This is a genomic window from Arenimonas sp. (assembly GCF_035312645.1).
In the GTDB taxonomy this organism is placed as follows: domain Bacteria; phylum Pseudomonadota; class Gammaproteobacteria; order Xanthomonadales; family Xanthomonadaceae; genus Arenimonas.
In genome coordinates, this window is record NZ_DATGBO010000052.1 from 20,362 (window position 1) to 38,612 (window position 18,251).

General features: G+C 65.1%; 13 protein-coding genes and 1 riboswitch. Of the genes, 6 read left to right on the forward strand and 7 right to left on the reverse strand.

What is annotated here, in order from left to right:
- Window positions 1–54 precede the first annotated feature (54 nt).
- The 3 genes from VKM35_RS04635 to VKM35_RS04645 all read right to left on the reverse strand — a co-directional run bounded on the left by VKM35_RS04635 (window position 55) and on the right by VKM35_RS04645 (window position 6,010).
- A complete protein-coding gene (locus VKM35_RS04635) occupies window positions 55–1,068 on the reverse strand; it encodes a ribonucleotide-diphosphate reductase subunit beta (RefSeq protein WP_324318844.1) in 1,014 nt (337 codons plus the stop codon).
- 93 nt (window positions 1,069–1,161) lie between these two features.
- Complete coding sequence (locus VKM35_RS04640) at window positions 1,162–3,474, reverse strand: ribonucleoside-diphosphate reductase subunit alpha (RefSeq protein WP_324318868.1); 2,313 nt, start codon at window positions 3,472–3,474, stop codon at window positions 1,162–1,164.
- A 317-nt stretch (window positions 3,475–3,791) separates the two neighbouring features.
- Window positions 3,792–3,995: riboswitch (cobalamin riboswitch) on the reverse strand.
- A gap of 128 nt (window positions 3,996–4,123) precedes the next feature.
- Window positions 4,124–6,010 carry a potassium transporter Kup gene (locus tag VKM35_RS04645; RefSeq protein WP_324318846.1) on the reverse strand — a complete coding sequence of 629 codons (1,887 nt, stop codon included), beginning with the start codon at window positions 6,008–6,010 and terminating at the stop codon, window positions 4,124–4,126.
- Window positions 6,011–6,424: 414 nt separating this feature from the next.
- Here VKM35_RS04645 and VKM35_RS13825 point away from each other — a divergent pair, with 414 nt between their 5' ends.
- The 6 genes from VKM35_RS13825 to VKM35_RS04675 all read left to right on the forward strand — a co-directional run bounded on the left by VKM35_RS13825 (window position 6,425) and on the right by VKM35_RS04675 (window position 14,403).
- Window positions 6,425–6,508, forward strand: coding sequence for a potassium-transporting ATPase subunit F (locus VKM35_RS13825; RefSeq protein ID WP_414636557.1), 84 nt, complete (start codon window positions 6,425–6,427; stop codon window positions 6,506–6,508).
- A 13-nt stretch (window positions 6,509–6,521) separates the two neighbouring features.
- Complete coding sequence (kdpA, locus tag VKM35_RS04655; RefSeq protein ID WP_324318850.1) at window positions 6,522–8,243, forward strand: potassium-transporting ATPase subunit KdpA; 1,722 nt, start codon at window positions 6,522–6,524, stop codon at window positions 8,241–8,243.
- Window positions 8,244–8,355: 112 nt separating this feature from the next.
- Entirely contained in the window at window positions 8,356–10,401 is a 2,046-nt protein-coding gene (gene kdpB / locus VKM35_RS04660) for a potassium-transporting ATPase subunit KdpB (RefSeq protein ID WP_324318852.1), read from the forward strand.
- A 3-nt stretch (window positions 10,402–10,404) separates the two neighbouring features.
- Window positions 10,405–11,004 (forward strand): potassium-transporting ATPase subunit KdpC, encoded by a 600-nt coding sequence (kdpC, locus tag VKM35_RS04665; RefSeq protein ID WP_324318854.1) that lies wholly within the window; start codon window positions 10,405–10,407, stop codon window positions 11,002–11,004.
- Between the two features lie 4 nt (window positions 11,005–11,008).
- The gene (locus tag VKM35_RS04670) at window positions 11,009–13,708 is read left to right on the forward strand and encodes a sensor histidine kinase KdpD (RefSeq protein ID WP_324318856.1); all 2,700 of its coding nucleotides are present in this window, start codon (window positions 11,009–11,011) and stop codon (window positions 13,706–13,708) included.
- 2 nt (window positions 13,709–13,710) lie between these two features.
- Window positions 13,711–14,403, forward strand: coding sequence for a response regulator (locus tag VKM35_RS04675; protein ID WP_324318858.1), 693 nt, complete (start codon window positions 13,711–13,713; stop codon window positions 14,401–14,403).
- A gap of 15 nt (window positions 14,404–14,418) precedes the next feature.
- On the opposite strand, the gene VKM35_RS04680 is transcribed toward VKM35_RS04675, so the two are convergent.
- The 4 genes from VKM35_RS04680 to VKM35_RS04695 all read right to left on the reverse strand — a co-directional run.
- A complete protein-coding gene (locus tag VKM35_RS04680; RefSeq protein ID WP_324318860.1) occupies window positions 14,419–15,762 on the reverse strand; it encodes a hypothetical protein in 1,344 nt (447 codons plus the stop codon).
- Window positions 15,759–16,841, reverse strand: a complete 1,083-nt coding sequence (zapE, locus tag VKM35_RS04685) for a cell division protein ZapE (RefSeq protein ID WP_414636558.1) — start codon at window positions 16,839–16,841, stop codon at window positions 15,759–15,761. Before zapE ends, VKM35_RS04680 begins: the two co-directional genes overlap by 4 nt.
- Window positions 16,842–16,929: 88 nt before the next feature.
- The gene (locus VKM35_RS04690) at window positions 16,930–17,616 is read right to left on the reverse strand and encodes an alpha/beta hydrolase (protein WP_324318864.1); all 687 of its coding nucleotides are present in this window, start codon (window positions 17,614–17,616) and stop codon (window positions 16,930–16,932) included.
- A gap of 26 nt (window positions 17,617–17,642) precedes the next feature.
- Window positions 17,643–18,251 (reverse strand): endonuclease/exonuclease/phosphatase family protein (locus VKM35_RS04695; protein ID WP_324318866.1); only part of this gene is annotated, 609 nt, incomplete at its 5' end.

Consider the following 18,251-nt stretch of genomic DNA (forward strand, 5'->3'; position numbering starts at 1 on the left):
AATCGCGACCTCGCGCTACGTAGCGAGAAGTCGCGATTACCATCGCTCCTACAATCAGAACGCCGCGTCGAATGCCACCTCGCCCTGCACGCCGACCTGGTACGCCGAGACGCGGCGCTCAAAGAAATTGGTGAGCTCCTGCACGTCCTGCAGGTCCATGAACGGGAACGGGTTGCTCGCGCCGAAGTGTTTGGGCATGCCCAGCTGCACCAGGCGCTGGTCGGCGACGTATTCCAGGTACTGGCGCATGTCCCTGATCGACAGGCCGGCGACGCCGCCCGAAAGCACATCCTCGGCGAACAACACTTCGCAATCGACGGCCTCGCAGAGCATCTGCACGACTTCGCGCTTCATCTCGGCGTCGAACAATTCCGGCTCCTCCTCGCGCGCGACGCGGATCACTTCGAACGCGAACGCCATGTGCCCGCTCTCGTCGCGGAATACCCAGTTGGTGCCCGAAGCCAGACCATGCAGCAGGCCACGCGAACGCAGGTAATAGACGTAGGCGAAGGCCGCGAAGAAAAACAGGCCCTCGATGCAGCAGGCGAAGCAGATCAGGTTGAGCAGGAATTGCCGGCGCTGCTCGCGGGTTTCGATGCGCTCGATGTCCTGGATCGAATCGATCCAGCGGAAGCAGAACTCGGCCTTGTGCCGGATCGCCGGGATCGTCTCGATCGCATCGAAGGCTTTCGCGCGTTGCTCGGGCTCGGGCAGGTAGGTATCGAGCAGGGTGAGGTAGAACTGCACGTGCAGCGCTTCCTCGTACAGCTGTCGCGACAGGTACAGGCGCGCTTCCGGGGCATTGATGTGCTTGTAGAGATTGAGCACGAGATTGTTGGAAACAATCGCATCGCCGGTGGCGAAGAACGCCACGAGGCGTTCGATCAGATGGCGCTCGGCTGGCCCGAACTTGTTGCGCAGGTCGTTGATGTCCGGTGCGAAATCGACCTCCTCCACCGTCCAGGTATTGCGCACGGCATCGCGATACTTTTCGTAGAACTGCGGATAGCGCATCGGCCGCAGCGTGAGGTTGAAGCCGGGGTCGAGGAGGCGGGGCGTGGGGGTCATGGTCTTCCGGTGATTCCGTAGGAGCGACGCAAGTCGCGACCGCTCCGATGTGGGTTGGAAATCGCGACTCGCGTCGCTCCTACAGCAGCAGGGCTACTGGCACGCCTCGCAACTCTCCGGATTCTCCAGCGAGCAGATCACCGCATCGGTGGCCTGCTCGGTCGTGGTCACCGTGGTCTTGGCGATACGCGTGGCCGGGCGCGAGCGCAGGTAGTACGTGGTCTTGATGCCGCGCTTCCACGCATACATGTACATCGAACTCAACGCGCCGATGTTCGGGCTTTCCATGAAAAGATTTAACGAGGCGGACTGGTCAATAAACGCGCCGCGGTCGGCGGCCATGTCGATCAGGGACCGCATCGGCACTTCCCAGACAGTGCGGTAGACCGCGCGCAGCTCGGCGGGAATTTCCGCCATGCCTTGCACCGAGCCTTCGCTGAGCTTGATGCGGTCACGCATTTCCGGCGTCCACTGGCCAAGCTTCTTCAACTCCTCGACCAGATAACGATTCACCTGCAGGAAATCTCCGGACAGCGTTTCGCGCTTGAACAGGTTCGACACCTGCGGCTCGACGCATTCGTAGCAACCGGCGATCGAGGCGATGGTCGCGGTCGGCGCGATCGCGATCAGCAACGAGTTGCGCAGGCCGTGCTCGCGAATGCGCGCACGCAGCGCGTCCCAGCGCTCGCCGTTCGTGGGGACGACATTCCAGGCATCGAACTGCAGCTCGCCGTTCGCCGCGCGCGTTTCCACGAACGCCGGATGCACACCACGCTCCTGCGCCAGTTCGACTGACGCGCTGAGCGCATTGAAATAGATTTCCTCGGCGATCCTCAAAGACAAGGCGCGCGCCGGCTCGCTGTCGAAAGGCAGGCGCTGCTGGAAGAAAACGTCCTGCAGGCCCATCACACCCAGTCCGACCGGACGCCAGCGCAGGTTGCCGCGTTGCGCCGACTGGATCGGATAGAAGTTCAGATCGATCACGCGGTCGAGCTGGCGCACCGCCAGGCGCACGGTTTCGCCGAGCTTGTCGAAGTCGAATGCGAGACGCTCGTCGAGATGCTGGCCAAGATTGATCGAGCCGAGGTTGCAGACTGCGGTCTCGTCGTAAGTGGTGACCTCGAGGATTTCGGTGCACAGGTTGGACAGGTGAATCACGTTCTTCGCATTCGCGGTCTGGTTGCTGGCGCGGTTGCACTTGTCTTTGAAGGTCATCCAGCCGTTTCCGGTCTGGGCGAGCGTGCGCATCATCTTCGCGTACAGCTCGCGCGCCTTCACCGATTTGCGCGCGAGGCCACTCACTTCCGCCGCCTGATAGGCGTGCTCGAAGGCCTCGCCCCAAAGATCGACGAGTTGCGGGACGTCCTTCGGGTCGAACAGCGACCACGATTCATCGGCCTCCACGCGCTTCATGAACAGATCCGGCACCCAGTTGGCGAGATTGAGGTTGTGCGTGCGTCGCGCCTCGTCGCCGGTGTTGTCGCGCAACTCGAGGAACTCCTCGAGATCGGCATGCCAGGTTTCCAGGTAGACGCAGGCCGCGCCTTTGCGCTTGCCGCCTTGGTTGACGGCGGCGACCGAAGCATCGAGGGTTTTCAGCCAGGGCACGATGCCGTTGGACAGGCCATTGGTCGAACGGATCAGCGAACCGCGCGAACGGATGCGCGAATACGACAGGCCGATGCCGCCGGAAAATTTCGACAGCATCGCGACATCGCCGTAGCGCGCATAGATCGATTCCAGCGAATCGTCGGGCGAGTCGAGCAGGAAGCAGCTCGACAATTGTTCGTGCGTGGTTCCGGCGTTGAACAGGGTCGGCGAACTCGGCAGGTAGTCGAGCTGCGCCATGCGCCGGTACAGCGCCAGCGCGTCGGTGACATCCTCGCTGAGCGCGCAGGCGATGCGCAGGAAGAATTGCTGTGGCGTCTCGATCACCGTGCGCGCGGTTGGATGCCGCAGCAGGTAGCGGTCGTACAGCGTGCGCAGGCCGAAGTAATCGAAGCGCTTGTCCAGCGAAGCATCGAGCGCATCGTTGAGCTTGCGCGCGTTGGCCTGCACGAAAGCGAGCAGGCGCTCGTTGATCAGGCCGATCTCGTGGCCGCGCGCGACCGATTGCGAGAACGCATGAATTTCCTGGCCGGTGACTTCCTTCTCGATGAATTGTGCGAGCAGGCGCGCAGCGAGGCGGCCGTACTCGGGTTCTTCGGCGGTGAGCAGGGCGGCGGTGCGGATCGAGAGCTCGTCGAGTTCGCGCGTGCTGGCGCCGTCGTACAAACCGGAAATCGTGCGCGTGGCGACGCGCATCGGGTCGATCGCGTACAGGCCATCGGCGCTGCGCGTCACCGCGCGCACGATCTTGTTCAGATCGACCGGCTCCTTGCGGCCGTTGCGCTTGGTCACGGCCATCACGCCGGCATGCGGCGGCGGTGTGAGATTGAATTCGGGCGCGACGTGGCGGGTTTCGGATTCGGAAACGACGCCGTCCGGCGCGGTGGTGACGTGATTCATGCTGTTCTCCCGTGCGTGACGCACATCGCGGCCTCTCCCTCGGAGGCGGCGCAACGGGAAGGCGAACGCAGCGACGACGAATCGTTGCTGCGGCCACGCCCCCGCGGGCGTGCGGAATCAGGAGGATGGAGACAGGGTGTCGCAGGGCCCGAGACGGCGCGGTACGACACCGGCCATCTCCCCCCGGAGATTCCTGGGCCGGTCACCGCGCGGTGTGCATCGCGCGGCTGTCGGCAGGTCTTCGGGCTCGTGGACAGGAAGCTCGCGCTTCGCCTACTGACCGTCGCTTCCCAGGGACCGTTGCCCCAGTGCGATTGACGGTGTTCGTTTCCACATACCGCTGCGGGGCAGCTCCGGATTGACACCGGATTCCCTATTAACCCGACCGCGAAGTCGGGACCGACAGCCACAAGTTATCGGGGTCACCCTGCGAGGTCAACACTGGATGTTGGGGTTGGGATGTGCATCGGAGGGATTACGACAGGTCGCCAGTAAGCTGGCTCCTACCGTTGCGTCTCGTAGGAGCCAGCTTGCTGGCGACAGCTGCTCAGATCTCCACCTGCGTCCCCAACTCCACCAGGCGATTGCCCGGGATCGAGAAAAACTCCGTTGCCGGCGTGGCGTTGCGCGACATGAACAGGAACAGCTTGTCGCGCCATAGCGCCATGCCCTGGTCGGCGCGCGCGCTGAGCGATTCGCGGCTGGCGAAGAAGGTCGTGGTCATCGGATCGAAGACCAGGCCGGGAATCGGCCAGCGCTTGAGTGCTTTCGGCACGTTCGGATCTTCCATGTAGCCGAAGCGCAGGCTCAGGCGCGAGAAGCCGTGGCCGAGATCGGTATGCAGCACGCGTTCGTTTTCGTCGGCGCGCGGCACGCTCAGCGTTTCCACGCTCAGCATCACGTTGCGCGCGTGCAGCACCATGTTGTGCTTGAGGTTGTGCAGCAGCGCTGGCGGCATGTAGTCGTTGGATGGCGTCAGAAACACCGCGGTACCGGGCACGCGCAGCGGTGGATCGACCATCACGCTCTGCACGAAATGCTCGATACGCAGGCTGTCGCGATTGACATGCGCGCGCACCAGGTCGCGGCCGCGGCGCCAGGTGCGCATCACCGTGAACGCGATCAGCGCCAGCAGCAACGGGAACCACGCGCCTTCGAAGAACTTGACCATGTTGGCGCTGAGGAAGGCCAGGTCGATCACCAGGAAGATCGTCGCCAGCGGCCACAGCAGCGCCGGCGGCACGCGCCAGCGTTCGTGCGCGAGGATGATGGTGAGGATCGCGCTGATCAGCATCGTGCCGGTCACCGACACGCCGTAGGCGATGCCGAGCGCGGCCGACGAGCCGAAGCCGATCACCACCATCATCACCGCGATGAACAGTGCGCGATTGACCCACGGAATGTAGACGTGGCTGATTTCGTCCGACGAGGTGTGCACGATCAGCATGCGCGGCAGATAGCCGAGCTGGATCGCCTGCCGCACCACCGAGAACGTGCCCGAGATCAACGCCTGCGAGGCGATCACCGTCGCCAGCGTCGCCAGCACGATCATCGGTAGCTGCGCCCATGCAGGCACAAGCAGATAGAACGGATTACTCACCGCCGCCGGATTCGCCAACAGCAACGCACCCTGGCCGAAATAATTGAGCAGCAGGCAGGGCAGCACCAGACCTGTCCACGCCAAGCGGATCGGATAACGACCGAAGTGGCCCATGTCCGCGTACAGCGCTTCGCCGCCAGTGACCGCGAGCACGATCGCGCCCAGCGACAGCCACGCGCCAACGCCGTGATGGATGAAAAACGCGACCGCCCAATACGGGTTGAGCGCGCGCAGCACGTCGGGATTTCTGGCGATCTGCGCCACACCCAGCAAACCGATCGCGACGAACCACAGCGCCGTCACCGGACCGAACAGGCGGCCCATGCCGGCGACGCCGCGCTTCTGGATCGAGAACAGCAGCATCAGCACCACGATCGTCGTCGGCACGATGTAATGCCCCAGCTTCGGTGCGACCACGCCCAGACCTTCCACCGCCGACAACACCGAGATCGCCGGCGTGATCACGCCATCGCCGAAAAACAGCGCGGTGCCGAAGATGCCGAGCAGGCCGATGCCGTAGGCCAGCGGCGAGGCGATCGGCAGGCTGCGCTGCACTACCGCCATCAGCGCGAGGATGCCGCCTTCGCCGCGATTGTCGGCGCGCATGATGATCGCGACGTATTTCAGCGTCACCACCATGATCAGCGACCAGAACACCAGCGACAGCACGCCGAGCACATTGCCGGCATCCGGCGCGAGCCCGTAAACCTTGCTGAAGGCCTGTTGCAGCGTATACAGCGGACTGGTGCCGATATCGCCGAACACCACGCCGACCGCGCCGATCACCAATGGCAGGACGCGCTTGGCATCGTGCCCGTGGGCTTGCTGGGACATGGACGACGGATCCTCGGCGAAATCGGAATGCGCGGGCGAACGCGAAGCGATCAAGCGCAACAGCGTTCGCCAGCGGCGGAATTATCCGGTTTGCCCGTCGCGAAACATGATTCGGCCGAAAGAATTTACGAACATTTTACGCGGCCATGAACCTGCGTGATTCCCAGGGGCCGACACTCCGGCGAACGCCAGGGTCCCTCCTGTTGTTTCCATCCGCGCAGACCCCCTCCTATCGCAGGCAGCAACTTCCGCGGCAGGTCAGAGCGGCCTTACGAACAGTTTATGCAGCATGCGCAGCCGCGCCGTAGCGAATTTACGGCGCGCATCGCGATCATGGCGCACCGCCTCGCTGCCGATGGAACTCGACATGATCCACGCACATCTTCTCGCCACAAACGCAGCGGAGCCGAGGCGATGAGCGCCGTCCTGCTCTGGCTCCTCATCCTCGCTGTCGGCATCTATCTGCTGATCGCGATGCTGCGCCCCGACAAATTCTGAGGTTCTGATCGCCATGTGGGAAATCTTCATCACTCTCGCTGCGGTCGTGGCGCTGGCCTGGCCGTTGGGCCGCTATCTCGCCGCCGCGCTGGGCGATGCGCCGACGCGCATCGACCGCGTCTTCGCGCCGATCGAACGCTTCGTCTACCGCCTCATTGGCATCGATGCCCGCCGTGGCATGAGCTGGCGCGGCATCGCGCTCGCGTTCGTGGCCAGCAATGCGGTGCTGGCGGTGATCGTGCAGGCGATCCTGATGTTGCAGAACCACCTGCCGCTCAATCCCGACGGTATTCCCGGCATGTCCTGGGACGTGGCGCTGCACACCATGGCCTCGTTCCTGACCAATACCAACCAGCAGCATTATTCCGGTCAGGCGCAGCTGAGCTATTTCTCGCAGCTCGCCGGCATCGTCACCTTGCAGGTGGTCACGCCGGCGATGGGCCTGGCGATCGGGCTTGCGGTATTGCGCGGCTTGTTCGGCGGTCGCAATGTCGCGATGGCGAAAGAGGGCGAGACGCGCGATCTCGGCAATTTCTATGTCGACACCGTGCGCAGTGTCCTGCGCGTGTTTCTGCCGCTGATGCTGGTGTGGTCGTTGTTGCTGACCTGGCAGGGCGTGCCCAGCACGTTCGACGGCGCGAAAATCGCCGCGCCTATCGATGCCAGCGCCGGGATGAAGGAACAGGTGATCCCGGTCGGCCCGGTGGCGCCGATGGTCGCGATCAAGCAGCTGGGCACCAATGGCGGCGGTTGGTACGGACCGAACAGCGCAGTGCCGCTGGAAAATCCGACGCCGCTGAGCAATCTGTTCGAGATCATCGCGATCTTGCTGGTACCGATGGCGATCGTTTTCATGATCGGGCGCTTCACACGGCGGCCGAAACTGACCTGGCTCACGCTCGGCGTGATGGCCACGTTCTCGCTGGCCTTCATCGGCGCCGCGGAATGGTCGGAACTGCAGCCGAACGCCGCGACCACCGGCCTGGCCGCGAACGGCGCCAACATGGAAGGCAAAGAGCAACGCCTGGGCCCGGCGACGTCGGCGCTGTGGTCGACGTTGACCACGCAGACATCGAACGGCTCGGTCAACGCGATGCACGATTCGCTCAACCCCGTCGCCGGCGGCATCGCCATGGCCGGTATGTTGGTGAATGCGATCTGGGGTGGCGTCGGCTGCGGCCTGGTCGGCTTCCTTGTGTATCTGCTGGTTGCGGTATTCCTGTCCGGGCTGATGATCGGACGCACGCCGGAAATCTACGGCCGCAAGATCGAGGTCGGCGAAATCCGTCTGCTGTCGCTGCTGGTGCTGCTGCAGCCGATGCTGATACTGACCGCCACTGCCGCGGCGCTGTCGCTGCCGGCGCTGACCGCGAATTCCAATCCGGGTTTCCACGGTGTTTCGCAGGTGTTCTACGAGTACGCGTCGGCCTGGGCCAACAACGGCTCCGGCTTCGAGGGCCTGGGCGATGGCACGACCTGGTGGAATCTCAGTTGTGTCGTGCTGCTGCTGATCGGCCGCTATGCCTGCCTGATCATTCCGCTCGCCGTCGCCGGCCGTCTCGCCGCCAAACGCGTCGCACCCGTCTCGCCCGGCACGCTCGATATCGAAACACCGACCTTCGCGTTGACGCTGATCGCAGTGATCGTGCTGCTGACTTTGCTGTGCTTCCTGCCCGTGCTCGCGCTCGGCCCGATCGGCGAAGCGCTGTCGCTCGCCGCTCACACAGTTTCGTAGGAGCGACGCGAGTCGCGACCAATTCCCAGCGAACAAAAGCTTGATCAGGGAGTGAGTTTTCGTCGCGTCGGTCAAAGGTCGCGACCAAGGTCGCTCCTACACAAGGATTTCCATGAAAACGCCATCACTGCAAAACACCCGCATCCACGCCGCCGCCATAGATGCGTCGCAATTGCGCCAAGCCACGCTCGCTGCTTTCGTCAAGCTCAAGCCGACCATCGCGATGCGCAGCCCGGTTATGTTCGTGGTGCTGCTCGGCACGGTGGTCACCGCCTGGATGGCGATCGCCGGCGGTGTGTCCGATCCGTTGTTCGGCTTCAACGTCACCGTCTCGCTGATCCTGCTGGCGACGGTATTGTTCGCGAACTTCGCCGAAGCCATCGCCGAAGCGCGTGGCCGCGGGCAGGCCGCCAGCTTGCGCGCCGCGCGTGCCGAACTGAGCGCAAGACGCATGCGCGGCGTGGTCGAGGAAAAGATCGCCGCTTCCTTGCTGCGCAAGGACGACGTGGTGAAAGTCAGCGCCGGCGAAATGATCCCCGCCGATGGCGAGATCATCGAAGGCATCGCCAGCATCAACGAAGCGGCCGTCACTGGCGAATCGGCGCCGGTGCTGCGTGAAGCCGGCACCGACCGCTCCGGCGTGATCGGCGGCACCAAGGTACTCACCGACGAAATTCTGGTGCGCGTATCCAGCGATCCCGGCCACAGTTTTCTCGATCGCATGATCGCACTGGTCGAAGGCGCCTCGCGCCTGAAGACGCCGAACGAACTCGCATTGACCGTGTTGCTGTCGGCGATGACGCTGGCGTTTCTCGTGGTGGTCGTGGCGCTGCCGTACATCGCCGCCTTCGTCGGCGCCAAGGTCAGTGTGGTCACGCTGGTCGCGCTGCTGGTCTGCCTGATTCCGACCACGATCGGCGGCCTGCTGCCGGCGATCGGCATCGCCGGTATGAACCGCGCGCTGGCCGCGAACGTGATCGCGAAATCCGGCAAGGCCGTCGAGATCGCCGGCGACATCGACACCTTGCTGCTCGACAAGACCGGCACGATCACCCACGGCGACCGCCAGGCAACTGAGTTTTATCCGCTCGCCGGCGTCGCCAAGACGCAGCTGCGTGACGCCGCGTTGCTCGCCTCGCTCGCCGATCCCACGCCGGAAGGAAAATCAATCGTGTTGTTGGCGCGCAAGCAGGGCTGCACGCTCGACGATCCCACCGATCCGCGCTACCACGCCTTCAGTGCGACCACGCGCATGTCCGGTGTCGACCTCGGTGAGCGTCGCATCCGCAAGGGTGCTGGCGACTCGGTCGTACGCTGGGCGCGTGAACAGGGCTCGCCGGAAGCAACTGTCGAGTTGCAGGGCTGGATCGAGCAGGTTGCGCGCGCCGGCGGCACGCCGCTGGTGGTTGCCGAAGGCCGGCATCTGCTTGGCGTGATCGCGCTCTCGGACGTGGTCAAGCATGGCGTGCGCGAACGTTTCGCCGGCCTGCGCGCGCTCGGCGTCAAGACCATCATGATCACCGGCGACAACCCGATCACCGCCGCCGCGATCGCCGCGACCGCCGGTGTCGACGACTTCATCGCCGAAGCCACGCCGGAACAGAAACTGCAGCGCATCCGCGACGAGCAGGCACTGGGCAAGCTCGTGGCGATGGTCGGCGACGGCACCAACGACGCGCCCGCACTGGCCCAGGCCGACATCGGTTTGGCGATGAACGCCGGCACGCAGGCAGCGAAAGAGGCCGGCAACATGGTCGACCTCGATTCCGACCCGACCAAGCTGCTGCAGGTGGTCGAGATCGGCAAGCAGTTGCTGATCACCCGTGGCGCATTGACCACGTTCTCGCTGGCTAACGACGTCGCTAAATACTTCGCGATCATCCCCGCGGTGTTCGCCGCACAGCTGCCGGCGCTGGCGGCGCTCGATGTGATGCATCTGTCGAGCCCGGGCAATGCCGTGCTGTCGGCGCTGATCTTCAATGCGCTGGTGATTCCGGCGTTGATTCCGCTGGCACTGCGCGGAGTGTCCTTCACGCCGTCCAGCGCTTCGGCGCTGCTACGCCGAAACCTGCTGGTGTATGGCGTCGGCGGCGTGATCCTGCCCTTCATCGGCATCAAGCTGATCGACGCGATCCTCGCTGCAACGACGGGAACCTGAGCCATGAATACCCACGACACTTCCTTCCTGGACAATGCCGGCGGCGGCTGGCAGCCGGCGCTGCGTTTCGCTATCGTCGCGATCGCTGTTACCGGTCTCGCCTTCCCGCTGTTCGCCACCGCGCTCGGCCAGCTGCTGTTTCCGCTGCAGGCGCGCGGCAGCCTGATCGAACGCAACGGCATCGTCGTCGGCTCGGCGCTGGTCGCGCAGCCTTTCGTCAGCGACCAGTATTTTCAGCCGCGTCCGTCGGCGGCGAACTACGATCCGAAAGCGCTGTCGGGCAGCAACTGGGCGCCGAGCAATCCGGCGTTGCGCGAACGCATCGCTGCCAGCAGCGCGGTGATCGCGGCGCGCGAGCATGTGCCCGCGACAGCGATTCCCGCCGATCTCGTCACCGCCTCGGGCTCCGGCATCGATCCGCACATCAGTCCGGCCGCGGCGCAGTTGCAGGTCGCACGCGTGGCGAGGGCGCGCGGCCTTGCTGTTGCACAGGTACAGGCACTGGTCGCAGCGCACACGCTGGCGCCGACCTTCGGCGTGCTCGGACAGGCACGCGTAGATGTGTTGCAATTGAACCTGGCCATGGATGCCCTGAAGCGCTGATCACGTGCCCGAAAACCACACCGCCAGCGATCGCAATGCACAGGCCGACGCGCTGCTCGGCAGTCTGCAGCGCGAGCGTGGCGGCCAGCTCAAGGTTTTCCTCGGCGCCGCGCCCGGCGTCGGCAAGACTTACACGATGCTCAACGCCGCGCGTGAACTGCGCCGACAGGATGTGGACGTCGTCGTCGGCCTGGTCGAAAGCCATGGCCGTGCCGAAACGCAGGCCTTGCTCGATGGCCTCGAAGTCCTGCCGCGGCAGACGCTGACCTACAAGGACCGACCGCTCACCGAACTCGATCTCGATGCGGTGCTGGCGCGCAAGCCGCGCGTGGCGATCATCGACGAACTCGCGCATACCAATGCGCCCGGCAGCCGCCATGAGCGCCGCTACCAGGACATCGGCGAACTGCTCGACGCCGGCATCGACGTCTACACCACCGTCAACATCCAGCACATCGAAAGCCTGAACGATATCGTCCGCCAGATCACCGGCGTGCGGGTATCGGAAACCGTGCCCGATGTCTTTCTCGATCGTGCCCGCGACCTCGTGCTGGTCGACCTGCCGCCGCGCGAACTGATCGAACGCCTGCAACAGGGCAAGGTATACGTGCCCGAGCAGGCGACGTCGGCGCTGCAGTCGTTTTTCACCGCGTCCAATCTGACCGCCTTGCGCGACCTCGCGGTGCAGCTGGTCGCCGATCGCGTCGATGCCGACATGCGCGAGCACATGGCCGCGCGCGGCACCGGCGCGGTGCCGGTGCGGCGACGCGTGATCGCAGCGATCGACGGCTTCGACAACAGCGAATACCTGGTGCGGGTGACGCGCAAGATCGCCGAACGCCGGCAGGCGCCGTGGACGGTGGTCTACATCGACACCGGCCGTATCGATGCCGAGCGCCAGCGCATGGTGGAGACCTGCTTCGCGCTGGCGCGCCGGCTCGGCGGTGACTGCGTGCTGTTGCGCGGCACCTCGGTGGTCGACGAACTGCTCGCGCATGCCAGCCGCAACGCGGTGTCGACGATCGTGATCGGCCGCACCCGCGAGCGCCCGTTCGCGCGCATGTTCAACCGCACGCTGACGCAACAGTTGCTACAGAAAGGCGCGCACTTCGAGCTCACCATCATCAACACGCCGTATGCGCGGGCCCGCGCGCGCCGCGTGCTCGAGGGCAACTCGCTGCGCGGCACAGTGCTGCTGCCGGAAGTGGCATACGCGACGTTCGCGACGCTGCTCGCGGTACTGGCCGCGACCGCCGCCGAGCAGTTGCTCGCCTTCGACGACCTGTCGCTGATCTTCATCACCGCGGTGCTGTTCGTCGCGGTGCGCACGCGCATGGCGGTGGCGGTGTACGCAGCGACGCTGTGTTTCCTCGCCTACAACTTCTTCTTCATCCATCCGCGTTTCACCTTCTACATTTCCGCCGGCCAGGGCGTCGTGACCGTGGCGATGTTCCTGGTCGCGGCGTTGATCTGCGGTCGGCTCGCCAACCGGTTGCGCACACAGGTGATCCTGTTGCGTGCCGCGCATGCGCACACCGAGGCTTTGCAAGGTCTTGGCCAGCGCCTCGCCGCAGCGGCCGACGAGGGCGAGGTCACCCGCGCCGCCAGCCGCGCACTGCACGAATCGCTGCAGGCCGACGTGGTGATTCTTGTCGCCGACGACGCCCATTCCCGCCTCGTCGATGCCAGCAATGAGCCCAAGGATGTCTCTCTCGATCTTGCTGCACGCGCGGCGGCGGACTGGTGCCTCGCGCATCAGCAACCCGCGGGTCGCTACACCGACACGCTGCGTGGCGGTGCGTGGTGGTGCCTGCCACTGGTGGTCGGTGAGCGCGCGCTGGGCGTGGCCTGTCTGCGTTTTCCCGAAGCGCTCGCGCATCTGCCGCCCGATGTCGCCGGTCTCGCACAGGCGATGAGTCAAGACCTGGCGCAGGCACTCGCGCGTACGCGCCTGGTCGGGCAGCTCGAAGCCGCGCGCGTGCAGGGCGAAACCGAACGTCTGCGTGCCGCGCTGCTGTCGTCGGTATCGCACGACCTGCGTTCGCCGCTGTCGACGATCATCGGCAGCGCCGAGAGTTTGAGCGTATATCGCGACAAGCTCTCGCGCGACGATCAGCACGTGCTTGCAGAAAACATCCTGCTCGAAGGCCAGCGCCTGGATCGCTACATCCAGAATCTGCTCGACATGACCCGGCTCGGTCACGGTTCGCTGCAGATCGAACGCGAGTGGCTGAGCCTCGACGAAATCTGCGGTGCCGTGCTGCCGCGGCTGCGCAAACTGTATCCGGCCGTCGACGTGACACTGCATTTGCCGCCGGGCCTGCCGTTGCTCAGCGCGCATCCGGCCCTGCTCGAGCAGGCCTTGTTCAACGTGCTGGAGAACGCCGCGAAATTCTCGCCGCCGGGTTTTCCCGTACAGCTGTCGGCAGTCGCCGACGATGGCTGCCTGCATATCGACATCAGCGATCACGGCCCGGGCATTCCCGAGGAGGATCGCGGCCGCATCTTCGACATGTTCTATTCGGTCGAACGCGGTGATCGCGGCGTGCCCGGCACCGGTCTGGGCCTGACCATCTGCCAGGGGATCATTGCCGCGCACGGCGGCAACGTGGTCGCACTCGCAGGCCCGGATGGCGACGGCACCACGATCCGCATTACCCTGCCGCTGCGCGATCCGCCCATGGATCGACCACGGGACGACTGAACATGCCGGACAGTAACGGCGCACGCATTCTGGTGATCGACGACGAAGCGCAGATCCGGCGCTTTCTCGGCATCAGCCTGCGTGCGCAGGGCTATCGCGTCGAAGAAGCGGCGACTGGTCGCGAAGGTCTGGAAATGCTGGCCACGCGCGGCGCCGATCTGGTGATCCTCGACCTCGGCCTGCCCGATCTCGATGGCCAGGATGTACTGCGGGAATTGCGCGGCTGGTCGAAGGTGCCCGTGATCGTGTTGTCGGTGCGCGCGGGCGAAGCCGGAAAAGTCGCCGCGCTCGACGCCGGCGCCAACGATTACGTGACCAAGCCGTTCGGCGTGCAGGAATTGTCGGCGCGCCTGCGCGGGCTGCTGCGCTTGCAGCCGGAAGAAGAGGCCGCGTCGGTGTTCGACGATGGCCGCCTGCGCATCGACCTCGGCCGCCGCCAGGTCAATCGCGGCGAGGAAGTGATCGCACTCAGTCGCAAGGAATGGTCGTTGCTCGCGTTGCTGATGCGCCACGCCGGCCGCGTCGTCACGCAGCCGCAGCTGCTGCGCGAACTCTGGGGGCCGAGCCATGAGCAGGACACGCACTACCTGCGCATCCTCGTGGCGAAGCTTCGCACCAAGCTCGGCGACGATGCCGCAGCGCCGCGCTATATCCAGACCGAGGCTGGCGTCGGGCTGCGTTTTCTCGGCGAATGATTTTCAGCCGCAGCGTCAGCGCGGACGCGATTTCGCTGCGCGCGTGCCCGCCGTGAACCAGATCAGCAACGACACCGGCGCGGCCAGAAGCAGCCAACTCAGGTAACGAAAATCGGTGCTCGGCGCGAAGATCGTCAAGGGCAGCACCAGCAACAGCGCCGACGCCGCCACCGCCATCGCCAGGCCCGCGCCCGGCCGCCGGCGATCGAACGACGCGCCGACAAAAACGGCGAGTGCCAGCAGCAGATACATCCAGCCGGCGAACAATGGCGTCGCGATCAGGCTCTGCAATTGCTCCTGCACGCGCGCATTCGCGCCTGAGGCGTTGCGCAGCACCGGCGGATTGTCCTTGAACGCGACTTCGCCCGCGGAAAACACCAGGCCATCGGGATGCGCGGCGCGATCCCAACCCAGCAGCAACTGCGTGACCCGCCAACGGTGACGCAGATACGCTTCGCGATGCTGCAACGGCAGCGAAATCCAGGTGTCGCGTAGCGCGCTGAAATCCGCATCGGTCATCGGCGTGTACAGGTTCACGTAGACCTTGCCGGTCGCGAAAATCGTGGTGTTGACCGCGGGGTCGAAGGCAGCACGCAACTCCGGCACGCTCAGATCCGGCGCCGACCAGTGCGGTGGATACAGCAAGTGGTTTTCCGCGATCGACACTGCTGCGATATCCCACTGCGCGATCGTCGGCCAGATCGGCACGGAAGCAACGTGCAACACGCGCGCCGGCACGGTGGCGAGTAAGGCGACGGCGGCAAGAAAAACACCGCCGATCATCGCCGATAGCAATCGCGAAGCGGGCGCACCGTAACGCAGCGACATCCCCCGCCAGCCCAGCCACAGCGCCAGCGGCAGCGCCGCGACGATGGCGTTGTAGCGATACGCGCAGGCCAGCGCCAACGTCAGCAGCGCGAGCAAACGCAGCGCGCGCGACGGCGTCGCCAGATCGCGACAGAGCAGCGCGACACTCACGGCAAACCACGACATCATCGCCACGTCCTTCCACAGCTGCGCACTCAGGCCCCAGATCGGCGGCCAGAAACCCAGCAGGAGCACGCACAGGCAACGCAGGATCGGCGGCAATCGCAGTGCCGACATCAGCGCGGCGAGCGCGCACCAATACAGCAGCGTTTGATAGGCGAAGTAACCACCCGGCCCGGGCAGCACACGATCGGTCAACGACCACAGGCCGGCCATCACCGGTGGATGCGCGGGGTCGTAGAGCGCGTGGCGCATCTGCCACCACTGGAAGGCCGAGTCCCAGCTCATGTAGCCGGGATAGAACACCCACAGCGTGATCGCGACCCCGAGCGACGCGGCCAGCCACGGCGCGGCGGTGGCGAGACGTTTCATGGCCGGTGCTCCAGCGCAAGATAATCGGCGCTCTGCATCTCGATCAGGCGCGAACTGGTGCGTTCGAATTCACGATCCAATCGATGGCCCTGATATAGCGACAGCGGATCGGCGGCCGCAGACAGCAGCAGGTTGACGTGGCGGTCGTAGATCTCGTCGATGAAATAGACGAAGCGGCGCGCGGCGTCCTCGTTGCTGCCATCGAAACGCGGCACGCCAGACACGAACACCGTGTGGAAGCCGCGCGCGATCTCGATGTAGTCGGCGGCCGAACGCGGGCCTTCGCAGAGCTCGCGGAAATCGAACCAGACCAGGCCGTCGGCCATCGCCTTCACCGCGATCGCGCGGTCGTTGATGCGCAGCGGCCCGGCTTCGCGCGCGCTGTGCGCGGCGAGGCGTTCGAACTGCGCGGTCAGTGCCGCCTCGCTGTCGGCGCCCAACGGCGCGTGGTAGGTCGCGGCCTGCTGCAGATGCCGCAGGCGATAGTCCTGTGCGCTTTCGAGCTTGACCACGTGGCAGTTCCGCTCGATCAAGGCGATGCAGGGCAGGAAGCTTGCACGCTGCAAGCCGTCGCGATACAGCTCGCTGGGCACGGTGTTGGAGGTGGTGACCAGGGTCACGCCGCGCATGATCAGTTGATCGAGCAGGCGTCCAAGAATCATCGCATCGCCGATGTCGCCGACGAAGAACTCGTCGAGCACAAGCAGGCGCAGGTCGGCGGCGAGTTCGCGCGCGACCACCGCCAACGTATCGGCGGTATCGGGCAGCGCGCGCAGGCGCGCATGCACCTCGCCCATGAAACGATGGAAATGCCAGCGCCGCTTCGGCACGGTGGCGGCATCGAACAACAGGTCGGCGAGAAAAGTCTTGCCGCGGCCGACACTGCCCCACAAATACAAACCCTGCACCACGACCGGCGCGCGGAAACGCGCGGCGAATTTCCCCCAGGCGCCCTCGGCGAGGGTTTCCGCGAGCTCGCGCTGGATGCGATCGAGTTCGACCAGCGCCGCCAGCTGCGCCGGATCGGAACGCCAATGGCCGGCGGCGGCACCCGCGGCGTACGCCTGCGACGGTGTCATTGGCGCCGCAGAACTGCTCATGAGCGCGATGCGTCCCGCTGGAAACTTGCGCAAATCGCGATCATGCCCACTCCTGCGCGCGAACAGATCACGCGCGCAGCGGCGGCAGATTCTTGCGCACGCCGTTCTTGATCGCGCCACGCAGATCGAGCAGGCGGCGGTGGAAGAAATGCCCGGTCTCGGGCATGCGCACCACGTGCGGCAACGGCTCCTGCTTGCCCAGCCAGAGAAAAACCTTGGTCGCGGAAACGATCTCGTCGGCCTCGCCCTGCACCACCAGCCAGGGGCACGGCGGCGCGAGCACGCCGGAGAAATCACGCAGGCCGACCGGCGGTGCGATCGAAATCACCTGCTGCACCGGCAATTGCCGCGCGCCGAGCAGCGACACCCAGGCGCCAAAGGAAAATCCCGCCAGCCAGAACGCATCGTCGGGCCGCGCGCGCCGCAACCAATCGGCGACCGCCATCAGGTCCAGCACTTCGCCGCGGCCGTTGTCGAACTCGCCCTCGGAATGACCGACGCCGCGGAAATTGAAACGCACCGCGATCAGGCCGAGCTCGGTCATCGCACGCGAGGTCATGGTCACGACCTTGTTGTGCATCGTGCCGCCATCGGGCGGATTCGGATGGCAGATCAGCGCGACGCCGGCACGCGCCGGCACATCGGCAGCAGGAAAATCCACCGCGACTTCCAGCGCGCCGGCCGGACCGGGCAGCAACAGGCTGGTGGTGGCAGCCTCGGGAAACGCGGGCATCGGGGTCAGCAAGGTACTCATGGCGGGATGATGCCAGTAATTGGCAATCAGTCCAGATCGAAGCCGAGCAGGATCGGATCATGGTCGGAGGCGCGATAGGGATCGTTGTCCTGGTCCTGGTGATAGTCGAAGAAATCGCTTTCGTCGGCATTGTTGTGCCACTCGACCGCGCCACGCAGCTGTTTCGCCATCGTCGCGCTCAGCAAGGCGTGATCGAGACGGCCAGCGAGGCCGTCGTAAACGAAGGAATACGGCTGCGGTACTTTCGCGACCACGAAAGCGTCCTGCCAACCGGCCGCGCGCAAACGCGTGAGCGGATCTTCCAGCGCATAGGCGTTGAAATCGCCGACCAGCAACTGGCGATCGGTATGCGCCTGTGTGGGATCGGTCTTGAGCCAGGCGTCGATGCGCTGCGCCGAATCGACACGGGTGGCATTCCAGCAGCTCTGGCCGTCGTGCAGATCGGCGTCATCGCCTTTCGCGGCATCGGCGCCCTTGCCACAGCCTTTCGATTTCAGATGGTTCGCGACGATCACGAACGCCTTGTGCTGGCCGGCGACGGGAACAAACGCCTGCGCCAGCGGCACGCGCGAATGATCGGTGAACGGACCGCCTTCGAGTACCGCGGGCTTGCCCTGCGGCATCACGCGCGAGCT